Here is a 13,915-nt window from a genome sequence, read left to right as displayed (position 1 = left end):
CCGAACTACAGAAGCGGCCCGCTATCTTCCACAAGAAAGCAGGCCGCACTGCGTATATTTACTGTTCCGCCTCAGCAGCAGCCTCGCGACGCTGCTCATGGCGCCAGCGAATACCAGCTTCAATAAACGCGTCAATATCGCCGTCGAATACAGCCTGCGTCTGGCTCGTTTCGTAGCCGGTACGCAGATCCTTAACCATCTGATACGGGTGCAACACGTAAGAACGCATCTGATCGCCCCAGCTGGCCTTAATATCGCCGGCGATTTCCTTCTTCTTCTTAGCTTCCTCTTCGTGACGCAGCACCAACAGTCGCGATTGAAGCACAGCCATTGCAGCCGCACGATTCTGAATCTGCGAACGCTCATCCTGCATGGTGACGACGATACCGGTTGGAAGGTGGGTGATACGCACTGCAGAATACGTGGTGTTCACGCCCTGACCGCCAGGGCCAGACGAGCAGTACGTATCAATACGAATATCCGTGTCTGGAATATCAATGTGATCAGTCGCCTCGACCAGCGGCACGACTTCAACTGCAGCGAAGCTGGTTTGACGACGGCCCTGATTGTCGAACGGAGAAATACGCACCAGTCGATGCGTGCCACCTTCAACCGACAGACGACCGAACGCGTACGGCGCATCCACTTGGAACGTCGCCGATTTAATGCCAGCCTCTTCAGCGTACGAAGTGTCCATCATCTTGGCTTTGTAGCCGTGGCGTTCCGCCCAACGCAAATACATGCGCAGCAGCATTTGCGCGAAATCGGCCGCATCCACGCCGCCCGCGCCGGAGCGAATCGTCACGACCGCAGAGCGCTCGTCATATTCACCGTCGAGCAACGTCTGGATTTCCATGTCGTCGAGATCTTTTTTAATCTTGCCGATTTCGGACTGCGCTTCAGCAAGCGAGTCAGCATCTTCCATCTCTCGGCCAAGCTCGACGAGTGTTTCAACATCGTCAATGCGCTGGTTCGCTGAGTTCAGTCGACGCAACTGCGCCTGCGCTGCAGACAGTCGGCTCGTGATCTTCTGCGCGTTTTCTGGATCATCCCACAAGCCAGGTTCCGCGGCTTGCGTTTCAAGATCCTTAATATCAGCTTTCAGCCGATCCATATCCAATGCTTTGGCAATAGACTCGTATTTGGCACGAGCCTCGCCGATCGCCTGATTGTAATCAAATTCTGCCATCGTATACCACCGTATTTAATTGGATTATCTAGTCACTGTTCCTCAGTGCGCATCATATGCGCGAATAGCGCATATCCCCCGTTGGGCATGCGCTCACGCGTCAAAGGCCCGCGTAAATAGCCGGAATAACAAGACTAAGGAGCATAGAAGCAGCTATAACAATGCACACCGTCCGCACAATCATGCGACGGCGGCGTTCACGCTGCTCCCGGTCGGCCTTGTATTCATTCACAATCGGCCATTGTAACGGCCCACCGCGACGCGCCCGGATGCTCCGCGCACAGAGAAACAGCTACGTGCATCGTAGATGCTCGGCGGGATGCGATTTGCGGTTGACGTTACGTAAAGGGCCATACTGTTTGCAACGACGCAGACTGTGCGTTGCAGGCCGAAATGGATGATTGATTTCATAAGGAGATGTGTCATGAGCGAGTACGAAAATACGACGAACAATGATGCCAATAGTTCCCTGCTGGATGTGAATCAGCTATGGCCAATAAATCAGGCTGCTCTCGTCAGCGGCGTGACGACGCGTACGCTACGTTATTACGACGAAACCGGTTTGGTCAAGCCAACCGAAACCTCCGTCGGCGGCGAACGCTGGTACGACTGGCCGACCTTGGTTCAGCTCCAGTTCGTGATCATGTTGCGCGATGCCGGACTGTCTGTTGCGGATATCGCCGCGATAGTACAGCCTGGGACACACGACATCCGACAGGCAATCGATGACAAGACGGAGGATATGCACCGTCAAATCGCAGCGATACAACACAAGCTACAAGTGCTGCACAACCTGTCTGACCTGTGCGACGATAACGGCGACATTCCCCAGATGCGCCAGACCGCATCCAATACAGCACTGGCTCAATATGGAATCGTTGCAGCGCAACAATGGGAGCAACTATCCGACGAACAACGCAAACAAGTCGAACAGGCGCATGACGATGCCGAACGCCATGCACGTGAGACGATGCTCGCTGACGCCAAGCAATGGGAGCAACTGTTCAATACTGGCGTCTCTCCGGATTCGACGGAAGCACAGCAACTGGCCGAACGCATCATCCAAGAAGCGGCGCGAACGGTGTTGCCGGCCGGTCAACCATCCGCTGCAACCGCGCCCGATACCGACTCGTCGTCATCAGCCATGCCACTGTCGGCCATGCTTGGCGCAATCCGTACCGCGCTGACCGGTGACCCGCGTTTTGCTGATCCCTGCGGTGCGGCGCTTTACGGCAGCAAGGCTTGCGCGGACTTCGTCAACGAGGCCACCCGCATCCACGCGCAGCATGTCGCCGAACGTTTTGCGAATGATGCGCGACCAGACAGCACGCACAAGTAGATTGCACACCTCGGTATCCTAAACAGCACCACTGTTTGGGATACCGAGGAGAAGCACTGACATGCGATGGGCGAGTCCTCAACCTATGCTGGATGTAATTTAGGTGCTTACCGGCACTGCTCACGTGCAGAATGATAAGGAGCAACGAATGACGAACGAACGCACCGCATGGGGTTGGGGCTTGGCCTCGGTGGACGCATCCGGTACGACACTGGATGTATGGTATCCAAAACTTGAACTAGGCGAAGCGCCCGCAAAAGCCGACCGTCCGAATCATGGATTCGGCGCGCTAGTCCACGACACCGCCGATGCTCGCGGTGTACGACGCATCCCAGTATTTACCGTGTCTGAGCTAGATGAGCCGATCGCAGACGCTGCCGACGCATATCTGCGTCTGCATTTGCTGAGCATGCGTCTCGCCCAGCCGAATACCATTAACCTTGACGGTATTTTTGCTCAGCTTACCAATGTTGTTTGGACGAATTATGGTCCATTCGCGGTTGAAGACTTTGCACTGCGCAAGATTGATCTCGAGTCAGCTGCACTCACTGCTGCCGACGCATTCGCTGCACAAGTTGGACTGCCAGTCGCTTCCCCGGCGGCAATGGTCACTGTATTTAGCGTTGATAAATTCCCGCGCATGATCGACTATGTCACGCCGACTGGTGTGCGTATCGGTGACGCAGACCGCGTGCGACTCGGCGCACATCTAGCTGAAGGCACGACTGTTATGCACGCTGGCTTTGTGAACTTCAACGCTGGCACACTCGGCGTATCAATGGTTGAAGGACGTGTTTCGCAAGGCGTAGTCGTTGGTAACGGCTCCGATATTGGCGGCGGCGCATCTATTATGGGCACTCTGTCTGGCGGCGGCAAACTACGCAACTCCATTGGTGAGCATTCGCTGCTTGGCGCGAACGCCGGCATTGGCATTTCGCTTGGTGATAATTGCGTCGTTGAAGCGGGCCTATATATTACCGCCGGCACCAAGATCACCGTGATTGATAAGGCTAAAGTCGCTGCCGGTGAGCCGCTTGACGTTGTCAAGGGTGCGGACCTGTCTGGCAAAGACAATATTTTATTTATTCGCAACTCGGTGACCGGCTGCATTGAAGCCCGTTACCGTAAGACAGGGATTGAGCTTAACGCTAAGTTGCATAAGAACTGAGTGTTGTGCAGCGAATCGTTCTCAATAAGAAAAGTGTGAGCCAAACGCACATTATCAAACAATCGCACATTCAAGAGATCCTTGGAATTGCAACGTTTGCAACAATCCCTATGTTCGATTGACAATATGTCAGGCTCACACTTTTCTTATTGAGAACGATTCGCTGCGCACCCGTCACCACTCATGGCGCTGATAAGCAATCCGGGTAGTATCTGTAGGCCGGTCAATGAGCTGAATCAGACCACAGCGGGCAAAACCGCTGGTTTCAAGGACATGTTGCATGGCCTTATTATTAGGGTGCGTGTCGGCGCGCACGTTACCATACTGTTTAAGTGCCCACGCAATGCATTCGCGCGCCGCGTGGCGCACCAGTCCAGATGACGCAATGCGATGAATGGTGACGTAGGCGTCATCGTCCAGCCACGCGCCATCAATCGATGCGTAGGTTGGGTCTTCACCCGGGCATAAAGCAAATTGAGCGAGAATACGCTCACGCCCGTCAACCATGTCAACGAGCAACATGCTGCGTCGATGCGCAATATCGTCGCGCACGACTTCTTCCTGCGGGAACGTGTGCCCCCATTGTGTCGGGTTGCCGGTGCGTGCCATCAGTTCACGGGCATGCGCATAAATCTGCTGCATTTGCGGGAAATCCTGCATAGTCGCATGACGAAACCGCCTGGACGACGCGACAGATGACATTTCAGAACCCACTACTCACCTCACACTCGGCAGCATGTCACGCTTTCGGTTACGTCATACACAATGACGTAACCGAGGGTTCACCCTATCACGCCAGCAGCACAACAATGTCACGTCACAAGACTGCACGCATTAACGCACAGACACCGTGGATGACACCATACATAATGATGGTGAGAGGTCCCGAGTGGGAGCCAGATCAAAGATAGGCACGCCATCAACTCCGCAATGCACGCGATGGATGCCATCGCATCGCAATCTCGAGTCGATAGCGGTTTCCCCATGATACGAGATCATCAGGTTTCCTTCAGAGTCAACAAAGAAAGCGTTATGTCCGGGACCATATACACCGTCAATCGAACGGAACGAAAGTACCGGCGTATTGCGTTTCCTCCAATTGCCGATGTCGGTGAGATCATCTCCGACTTTGGCGGTAAGCAATCCCAACGCATAGGTATATCCGCAAGCGTCACCACCCGAATAGGTCAAGTAGATGGTCCCATCGGCGATGAACGAGTTGGGACCCTCATTATTGATAGTGCCAGCAACGTTCTCCCATCCCAATAGCGGCCGCGACAATAGCACTGGCTCACTGGTCAGACGCCACGGTTCATGCCTGTCAACTGTGGCGATATACAACATGGAGCCAGTGTCCAAAGGTTGACCGATATGTTCTCGATACGACCAAACCATATATCCAGTGGAACCAGATTCAATGTAGGTCATATCAAGACTGATCGCGTTCGGTGCAAGCGGCCCGCCGTCACGTCGGCATACCGGCACAGGGTCTTCCCAACTGTCCGGGTCGATCAGTGATTGTCCTGATTTGAGTCGCATCATATGGCATTGCGGCGCCCACTGCCGGCCACTAACCGCAAACAGAATATAGGCTTCGCCGCCAATAACATGGAATTCTGGTGCCCAAAAGGTCTGCATCAATCCGCGTGATTCGTCGTATGGCAGGATGAGATGTTGTTCAACATCCGTTGCAAACAATTCCTCGGGCGTGTCGGCTTCGCGAATGTAGATGCCAATGTCGTTGAGGTTATCGTTGGTACCAAGGAAATAGTATTTACCCTTCCACGGGAAGATCACCGGGTCACCGTAGCCTTCAGCCAACGGGAACGGATACCGCCGGTCCTCGATACCGCCGATAACCGGATACTCGCCTGGCACAGAGAAATTCACCGTGCTCGTATCCCATTGCACACGTTTGCGCGCAGTTGACCCGTCCGAATAACAAGCAGTAGCCCATACCGCAGCAACATCATCTGCGCAAGCGGCAGTGATACGTTCTGGCACGCGCGTGGAGACATGCTCGATCGGGTCCCAATGCAGTCTCATGCGGTCGAATATTGTACGAGCTACGCGCACAGTATCGTTTCCAGCCGCTAGCACATCGGCAGCATCAATCAGACCATGATCTTCGAAATCAATAAAATCGCGGGTAGTCCAATATTGCAACCCTTGCACTGGCTCATACTGCCCCGGCTCATTGTCAACTGGACAGGCAAGAACACCGTACTCACCGTTGGCCAACACGACAAGTTGCGGATCGGCCACGCCGAGAGAGCGAATAGTGTTGCGCTCTGTAATTCGTCCTTCGATGAATAACATGCCGTAATTGCGATGGAATGGCTGAAAATCACGACCATTCTCACTCCATGCGAAGTGGACGCTGTTCGCCAATGCAGCAGGATACCGTCCCTCAACCGTCTCCGCACAGTAAGCGCGGATAAACACGTCACCATTGTCGTAGTTCATGAAAACTCCCTAGCTCACGTAGCCAGCCACTGCCCACTCACAGCGACGCCCACACCAGCACGTCATTTGCACCAGCGACAAGCCCTTCAAGAGGACCAGCAAGCCGTGTATCACCGCCACATGCCCGCCCTAATAGATCATGGTCAAGCACATACGGCGTTCCATCCGCCTGTTCATACGTTTCCTCGACAATACGCGTCGTACCAAGCACCTCACTAGTGACCACCGGCACGCGCGACCGCACAACATCCTGCGGCACGTCGCATTCAAGATGCATGCCATCGGCGCGTTCGACCAGCCGAACCGGCATACGCCCCGCAACTGTCACATCCAACGCATCCGTCCCACCAAAGAACGGCAGATCAGCCTTCGAGCGTGACCCACCATCGGGTAGCGCAGCCGCAATTGCACCATCAAGATATCGATTACCACCCGCATACAGCGGCTGTAACGGATTGCGCTCGCCGACCAGATTCGGGTCACGCCACATTTGTGCGATTCTCTTACAGTATTCGGCTTTGGATGCTGGGCAGTCGAGGTATTCGTTCAGTCCGTATGTGCCGATGATCGCTTGCGAAAGCTGTGGTGCGAACACGTTGTTGAGGTATCGTTCGTCACCGCCCGAGACGATCGCGCAACCTGCCACTTCGGTGGTGTGTGGGAAATGGTATGGCGTGGAACGGTCTGGCACTGTGTGCGTGTCGATAGATCCGCAGATGAGATTGTTGATGAATGCACCGCCCTGTGCGAAGTTTTGGAACATAATGTCGGACGCGAATATATTGTTGTCGACAAGGTATGGGCCATGACTGACCTCGATCATCAAGTCACGAACGTTGTGATGATACACGTTGCCGGTCACGCGAGTACCTTGCGCCTGCCAGTCGAGCCATGTGCCGAGCGAGCAGTCGTGGATGTTGTTATGAGCGATCACTGTGTCGATTGCCGCATGGAATTTGATGCCGGCGACTTCCCAACCGAAGAATTCACGTTTGAGTCCGATACGATGAATGTGGTTATGTTCGATTCGGCTGAACGCGCATCCCATGTGTCCGACGACAGCATTCTGCCCGCAGTCGTAGATGTCGTTGTCGCGTACGATATGCGAACCGACTTGTTCCTTCTTCCAACCGACGCGTAGTCCTTTGAATACTGCTTCCAGCTGGTACTGGTAGCCGGTTTTGCGATCTTGACGCCACCATTCGTTATTGCCGGAGGAAATCTCTTTGCCGAGACTGACCGCACTGAATTTGGCATCATGCAGCACGTTGTCTTCAATAATCCAGCCACGCGCCCAGTTCGGACCGATCATGCCCCACTGCTGCGATGTGGGCGGCGCCCAGTCGCATGCGGCTTGGCACATTTCGAATCCGCGTACAGTAATGTAGTTGATGAAATGTTGAGACGGGAAGAAACAGGTGCGCCGCACGCTGATTTCGGTCAATTCTTCGTTGGGATTGTAATCATGGAAGTTTGCCCAGATCGTCGTTGTGCCAGCCGCCTGATCAACGCGCGCATGCCAAACGTAGCGAGTCTGGTCGCTGTCGAGTACTGGGCATTCGATACCTAACGCGTTATCGGTGACCGTAGTGCGTTCGACTGGCTCATACACGTCCTTCAAGTCGGTGACTTCGTAGCATGATCGGCCGTTGAGGTAGACGTCGCCGAGATGCTTTTCTGGGTCGCGCCCGCGTTTTGGTGCTTCCAGCCAGTCTCCGAAGATAATGTCGGCGAATGGGTTGAAATCACCGAACATGGCATTGTTCACCGTTGCAGTCCATACTTGCGGATGCTCGTCCACTGGCAGCCAGCTGGCGATGCGCTCAGAACCGGTGATTACCGGCCGTTTCTCGCCCGGCGCACCCTGATATACGATGCGATATTGGTCGCTTAGTCCGCTGTTGCGCGGATCGACTGATTCGCGATACGTGCCTTCATGCACGGTCACTACATCTCCCGCAACGGCGATTGCTGCCGCGTGCGAAATCGTTGCGAACGGATGTGTTTCGTCGCCGGTATTGAGATCATTGCCGGCTGGGCTGACGTGATACTGAGTCATGAGATCCTCCTTGATGACATGGTTGGCGGTTTGATGTATGTGATGGCAGTGGATTGAATAATGGGCTGATCAAGTATTGATAGCAGTACGCTTCTTTAGCATGAAGTTATGGCTTAACGTGCAAATCTTGTGGTTCGATGAAACGGAAATCAGCGAACCGTGCTTCGCCTCCGATTTGGGCTGTGGCATAGGCAAATAGTCCGATTCGGCAGCCAGTGAAGTAGTCAAGTGTGTAATACAGTCGGTATGTATCGCCTAGCTGCTGCCACGAACGGGATGAGCAATCGTACGAGGTCACGTCAAACGTGTTGTCAGCGTGCCGAGTCGTGCCGTTGCCCGCATCAACGTCTTCTATTGGCTGGTAGAAGAACGTTACGGTGTCTGCCATGTCTGTGAAATCGTATACGGCACGCAGTCGTACGCGCGAGCTGTGCAGGATCGCGGACGCTGTCTCGACTGCCGCCGAATCCCAGTTGCCGTCGCCAAATACGCTGCCTTCACGGTACGGTTTCACACGCACCGTAAGCTGAAGACCGTCAGCGGTTCTGGTAACGGCGACGAACCGATAATAGCCTTGCATTGCGGCAAGTCCAGCGACGTCTCCAACCCGTAGATCGGATGCTTCGAGTGTGACTTCGGCGGCGCAACGTGGACCGACAGTGCGTTGGGTGAGCGTATTGTGCGCATAGTTGATGTTCGGCACGACGTGATCGGGACGTATGGTCAGCCAGCCCGAGTGTTCACTGAGTGACCATGCTGCACGGTTGGGATTGTGGTTGAACTGCCAGTATGGGTGAAGGTCGGTTGATGCAACGTTGTTATCAGCATCCGCAATATATCGAAAATCGTCACTGCCGTTGAGCGGTGCATACGTGTGCTTCGCACGTTCAGCGCTCACACCGGTCACGCTCACGGTACGTGGCACACGACCATTGTCGCCAAGCACTGGGAATCCGTCATCGTCGAATCGCATTGGCATGATCGTCAGCGCTCGTCCGAGCGCGCCGCGATCGTGCATCATAAACGCATACCAGTCGCCGGATGGCGTGTCTACCATGCCACCTTGTGCGACCCCAAGTCCGTGGAAGCCGAGATCGTCGTCGAGAATTTCTCGAGCCGTGAATTCGCCGTCCAACGTTTCGCTGACAAGACAAGCCTCGGTTTTGCGATGATTCGGTGGGAAATGGCAAGTCCACACATAGTATCGACCGTTGTGCTTGTAGATATGGCATCCCTCATATCCGAGCCCGGCACGAGGATTGTCTTCGGCGATGATACGGTCAAGACCGCCTTGTTTGGGTCGGCTCAGGTCAGGTTCCATTTCGGTGAGATGCAGCTGCATATTGCCGTAGACGATGTACACGCGGCCGTCGTCATCGTAGAGCACGCTGTTGTCGTGATAGAAGCCTTCGATGACACGTTTCGACCATGGGCCTGCCGGATCAGTTGCTTCGAGCACGTACGTTCGATGCGTATCGTTGGCTACGAACACGATCGAAAATAGTCCGTCATGATAGCGCAGCGAGGGAGCCCACATGCCACGCCCATACGCGTTGCGACCGTGTTCGGCGAGTTGTTGTGTCGCCTCATCTCCTAGTTTGGCGTAGGCGTGGGTGAGGAATTCCCAGTGAATCAAGTCGTACGATCGAAGAATATCGCACCCTGGCATAAGAAACATGGTGGTGGTAGCCATGTAATAGGTGTCACCGACGCGGATGATGTCAGGATCGGGAACGTCGCTGTTGATCACAGGGTTCGTTCCGGTTACGGTTATGAGCACATCATTGGTCATCATATAGTCCTGTTCTATGTGAGGAGCCGTTGCTTCACTTCGAACAACGGCTCGCAAATTCACCGGTAGATAAGTCGTCCTTGACTATCAGCAATGCCACTCATGCGATAGAAATACGTGTTGATTTGATCACGCCATTCGATAGCATTGCGGCGTTGCCGTTGTAGCCGTTCAGCCACATTAGCGAAAGATTCGTCGTCAATACGATCCTGCAGCGTCGCCCAACGGCGGATATACTCGTCCACCATATCTACGCCAGCAAAATGCGTGTCGTAAATGTGCTGGATAACGCTCGTACCGTCGTGAAGTACATGAGAATACGGCACATGGTGGAAGAATAACAGCATCTGATCCGGACAAGTATCTACGTTTTCCAATGTAGCGGCGATGGCGGTGGCATACTGGCCGATGTATCCTGTGCCTGTCGCAACAGTGCGGTCTACGCCGACGCCGTCACGATCCGCATAATGGTAGGTGCCCCAGCGATCGTATTCGAAATCGTTAATGCCAACACCGTAATGGTCTTCGCGTCGAACCATGAATCCACCGCCGAGAGGGGCCGCATACGATTCATACGTATCATTCGACGTGTCCAATATCCATGTGATCGTCTGCTGCGCATCAGTGTCTGCATCGGCGAACGTCAATGAAACCCATTCGCGTGCGATGGTTTGCGCACTCAGCGACTGGTCCCAACACATGCGTCCGTACCCGTACAAGTTGGCTTGCGCAAGCTTGTGTCCAGTCCAGTTATCGTCCATACCGACGTTAGCGACCGCAGCATAGCCGACCAGTGCAGGATTGACAGCGGCCTGCTGCAAATACTGTCCAGTATCTAATACACCGTTATCGCCAGCGCCCGTATCTGTTCGAATAGCTGCAAGCCATTGCGGCAGCATGTAGTTGACATCGATCTGATGGCCGAGGTATTCGGCAGCAATCTGGAATTCGATCATCAAATTGGTACGCTTCATCGCACCGATCAGCGGATTGAGCGGTTCGCTCGGCTGGAAGTCGATCGGACCGAATTTAATTTGCAATATCGCATTATCCGCAAACTGGCCGTCGAGATCATGGAAATTGTCGTAGGCGGCCTTGGCTCGATCAAGCTTGCGATCACGCCAGTCCTGATGGCAGTCATACACGAAAGCACGCCAAATAACAATGCCACCGTGCGACTGCAGTGCCCGGGCGAACATATTGGCACCATCAGCATGAGTGCGCCCATACGCATACGGTCCGGGTTCACCTTCCGAATCGGCTTTCACCACGAATCCACCGAAATCTGGTATGGCATCGTAGATGGCGTCAACCGTCGCCTGCCACCACGCGTTCACTGCCGGGTCCAATGGGTCGCAAGTGTCAAGCCCACCAATCAGTTTCGGCGCGGCGAAGTTCACCGACAAGTACGTTTTGATCGCAAATTCGGAGAAGATACGTGCGATTTGCGCAACGCGGTCAATCCACGGGCGCACGATCAAACGGATCGCGAACCGACGCACGTTCACATTGTTCAAACACACCGCATTAATACCAACCGAAGCCAAGTATCGCGCGTAATCCTCGATCCTACGCATGTCGCCACGGAACACATCGGATGCGTCACGCTCGGGAAAATCGCCAATCTCACAATGAATGTTACTGCCCCATCGACCGAAGAATATCGATTCGCCAGCATATCCTCGTTCTACAGAACCGTCAGTCTGATCCCAATGGTCGATCATGCGAATCGGTTGGGAGGGCTCGCTCACGACATGGTTCACCGGCTCGCCAAGCATACGCCGACGCAACCAATCGTAGAACCCATATACCAGCGCCCGCGTCGTTGTGCCGACGATCTCAGTACGACCGTCAACAACGTTGATCACAAATCCTTCGTCAGATCGCAACCCCACATCACCGACAGCCAGCAGTACCGTGGCGACCGCAGGATTCAGTACGCACGGCCGCTGCAACAGTTCCGCAATATCCTTACGAATGCGCAGCGAGCGCGCATCTTCACCGACCGCAGCAACGTCAATGAAAAACGTGTCATCGCATACTGCCTGACGGATAGTACGCGGCTCCAACCACATATGATCGACCATGATTCACTCCTTCAATCTGTGGGAACGGTCAGATCGCTTACGATTCCGGCTCGTCACCGCGAACGCCGAACAAGCATCCGACAAACCCGCCGGCATGCTCAGTACTCAAAAATCGCGCATCATACGAAGCCAGCACTCGCGCACCGGCAACATCTCCGTGCACAATATGCAACGATTGCGACGCGACCAATGGATGAGGACCAGTCAACGTCGTATCCGCTAGAGCAATCACATCAAGCTGATTATCGTGCAATCGCAATCCGACTCGTTCCTGACCATGTAACGGGAACTGTGCCCATATCGGGTCATCACCATCCATAAGATGCACTACAGCAATCGGCCCTACCCGCGAATCAGTCGCCCTCACAGTGACGGTATGCGAGGAATCCTGCCGCAACATCAGCGTATGGCCTAATCCGACCACAGCAGAACAATCCATATCGTCAATCAGACAAAAACGGTACCCATTCGCTGCATGTACACGAATAGTCGCAGTATCATCACCAACACTCATACAGTCGTCACGCTCACCGCTATGCAACGATTCAATCGCCACCGCCGCACCAGATTCATCAAGCGACACGCTCAACCACTTCGGCAAACGACCAATTCCCGGAGTCACGATCGGCCATCCCGGGTCTATGCCATCGCCCAGCGAGTCCAACGCACCTTCCAGCTCATAATCCCAAGTCACCGGTGCAATAAACGTTTCACGCCCCAAATAACTGTATCGTTGCATCGGCGACGCACCAATACTCTGCCGCACGCCCAAACAAACCAGCATCCAACCGGCCACAGGATGATGCAGCAGATCAGCATGGCCAACACATTGCACTGTTTCAGACGGCCCAAAATGACGATGCGTCAATACAGGATTGCGCTTACACGCACGGAACAAACGATCATACTCACCGAGTACGCTACGCTCCCCTGCGCTCGCCGGACGAATACTGACTCCACGCGTAGCGCAATCCTGTTCATAATCGGCTATCGCACGGGCAAGCCCATCGGGTGCGAACGTGCGCATGATCATCTCGCTATGTTCAAACGAGGTGCCGCCCTCAGCAGTCATGAGGTATATCCAGTCGCCGAGCCGGTACAAATGTGGGCCTTCTGCCCATACCGCATCTAAACCGTAGCCTCGCCAGATCACGGTGCGCTCGCCCGCAATCGTCCAGTCTTCCGGGTTAATCGGCGCGGTCCACACTTCGGTTTGCCCATCCCAATGCGAGTCGATGGCCGGTCGTGTCTGCGTCCACCAAATAGTGCCGTCTCGATCCTCGAAAATATCCGGATCGATGCCTTGTGCACCGCGTACCCAGAACGGTCCGCGCCACGGTCCGGTGAGCGAGTCGGCGGTGATGACGAAGTTACCGCCGGCGGCATCACATTGGGCAAGTTCTTCGCTCAACCCGTCAGCAATTGCCTTGTCACGATTGATACGAGTCGTAGTACAGACAATGACGTACTGTCCGTGGATACGCCGCACAGTCGGCGCATACAATCCGCCTGAGTCGGCAACACCGTCGAGAAACAGCCGATGTGCCATGTCTTCGTCGACTGCATCACCGATGTGAGTCCACGTGACGAAATCACGCGTCGTATGAATAGGCAGCCCTGGGATAAGCTCGAATGACGAGTTCACCAGCACTACTTCCTCACGCGTATCATCCCATATCCACGTCGGGTCCGGATGCATTCCTCGCAAAATTGGGTTGAGAATAGTGCGTGTTTCGCACAATGCCTTAGTCGGCTGAATCGACTGAATCATGGTTGTCGTCTCCCTAGAATCTTACGTATCTCTATCGATCCCGA

The 13,915-nt window shown here is 54.4% G+C and carries 10 protein-coding genes; 2 read left to right on the top strand and 8 right to left on the bottom strand.

Features of this window, described 5'->3' with window-relative positions; translation table 11 throughout:
• Positions 1-58: 58 nt before the first annotated feature.
• Positions 59-1,189: a peptide chain release factor 2 gene (prfB, locus tag BHAP_RS05425; protein WP_094729729.1), complete on the bottom strand. Its 1,131-nt coding sequence runs from the start codon at positions 1,187-1,189 to the stop codon at positions 59-61.
• A 100-nt stretch (positions 1,190-1,289) separates the two neighbouring features.
• Complete coding sequence (locus BHAP_RS11985; protein WP_275542097.1) at positions 1,290-1,421, bottom strand: hypothetical protein; 132 nt, start codon at positions 1,419-1,421, stop codon at positions 1,290-1,292.
• 192 nt (positions 1,422-1,613) lie between these two features.
• On the opposite strand from BHAP_RS11985, the gene BHAP_RS05420 reads away from it, so the two are divergent.
• Positions 1,614-2,528, top strand: coding sequence for a MerR family transcriptional regulator (locus BHAP_RS05420; RefSeq protein ID WP_094729728.1), 915 nt, complete (start codon positions 1,614-1,616; stop codon positions 2,526-2,528).
• Between the two features lie 148 nt (positions 2,529-2,676).
• Complete coding sequence (dapD, locus tag BHAP_RS05415; protein ID WP_094729727.1) at positions 2,677-3,696, top strand: 2,3,4,5-tetrahydropyridine-2,6-dicarboxylate N-succinyltransferase; 1,020 nt, start codon at positions 2,677-2,679, stop codon at positions 3,694-3,696.
• A 174-nt stretch (positions 3,697-3,870) separates the two neighbouring features.
• Here dapD and BHAP_RS05410 read toward each other — a convergent pair whose 3' ends face one another.
• The 6 genes from BHAP_RS05410 to BHAP_RS05385 form a co-directional block, all read right to left on the bottom strand.
• Positions 3,871-4,398, bottom strand: a complete 528-nt coding sequence (locus tag BHAP_RS05410; RefSeq protein WP_094729750.1) for a GNAT family N-acetyltransferase — start codon at positions 4,396-4,398, stop codon at positions 3,871-3,873.
• Positions 4,399-4,530: 132 nt separating this feature from the next.
• Positions 4,531-6,162 (bottom strand): family 43 glycosylhydrolase, encoded by a 1,632-nt coding sequence (locus tag BHAP_RS05405; protein WP_094729726.1) that lies wholly within the window; start codon positions 6,160-6,162, stop codon positions 4,531-4,533.
• A gap of 37 nt (positions 6,163-6,199) precedes the next feature.
• Entirely contained in the window at positions 6,200-8,221 is a 2,022-nt protein-coding gene (locus BHAP_RS05400; RefSeq protein ID WP_094729725.1) for a DUF1565 domain-containing protein, read from the bottom strand.
• Between the two features lie 106 nt (positions 8,222-8,327).
• Positions 8,328-10,016 carry a glycoside hydrolase family 43 protein gene (locus BHAP_RS05395; protein ID WP_244569318.1) on the bottom strand — a complete coding sequence of 563 codons (1,689 nt, stop codon included), beginning with the start codon at positions 10,014-10,016 and terminating at the stop codon, positions 8,328-8,330.
• A gap of 56 nt (positions 10,017-10,072) precedes the next feature.
• Entirely contained in the window at positions 10,073-12,100 is a 2,028-nt protein-coding gene (locus BHAP_RS05390) for an alpha-glucuronidase (RefSeq protein ID WP_211279693.1), read from the bottom strand.
• Positions 12,101-12,137: 37 nt separating this feature from the next.
• A complete protein-coding gene (locus tag BHAP_RS05385; protein ID WP_094729723.1) occupies positions 12,138-13,871 on the bottom strand; it encodes a glycoside hydrolase family 43 protein in 1,734 nt (577 codons plus the stop codon).
• Positions 13,872-13,915 lie beyond the last annotated feature (44 nt).

This window comes from Bifidobacterium hapali (assembly GCF_002259755.1).
Classification (GTDB): Bacteria; Actinomycetota; Actinomycetes; order Actinomycetales; family Bifidobacteriaceae; genus Bifidobacterium; species Bifidobacterium hapali.
The sequence above is the reverse complement of the archived record's forward strand: the minus strand, read 5'-3'. Positions and strand labels throughout refer to the sequence as shown.

Excerpts from the sequence above, each read along its gene's own strand:
- prfB (WP_094729729.1), bottom strand. The coding sequence starts at position 1,189 with ATGGCAGAATTTGATTACAATCAGGCGATCGGCGAGGCTCGTGCCAAA.
- BHAP_RS05420 (WP_094729728.1), top strand. The coding sequence starts at position 1,614 with ATGAGCGAGTACGAAAATACGACGAACAATGATGCCAATAGTTCCCTG.
- dapD (WP_094729727.1), top strand. The coding sequence starts at position 2,677 with ATGACGAACGAACGCACCGCATGGGGTTGGGGCTTGGCCTCGGTGGAC.
- BHAP_RS05410 (WP_094729750.1), bottom strand. The coding sequence starts at position 4,398 with ATGTCATCTGTCGCGTCGTCCAGGCGGTTTCGTCATGCGACTATGCAG.
- BHAP_RS05405 (WP_094729726.1), bottom strand. The coding sequence starts at position 6,162 with ATGAACTACGACAATGGTGACGTGTTTATCCGCGCTTACTGTGCGGAG.
- BHAP_RS05400 (WP_094729725.1), bottom strand. The coding sequence starts at position 8,221 with ATGACTCAGTATCACGTCAGCCCAGCCGGCAATGATCTCAATACCGGC.
- BHAP_RS05395 (WP_244569318.1), bottom strand. The coding sequence starts at position 10,016 with ATGATGACCAATGATGTGCTCATAACCGTAACCGGAACGAACCCTGTG.
- BHAP_RS05390 (WP_211279693.1), bottom strand. The coding sequence starts at position 12,100 with ATGGTCGATCATATGTGGTTGGAGCCGCGTACTATCCGTCAGGCAGTA.
- BHAP_RS05385 (WP_094729723.1), bottom strand. The coding sequence starts at position 13,871 with ATGATTCAGTCGATTCAGCCGACTAAGGCATTGTGCGAAACACGCACT.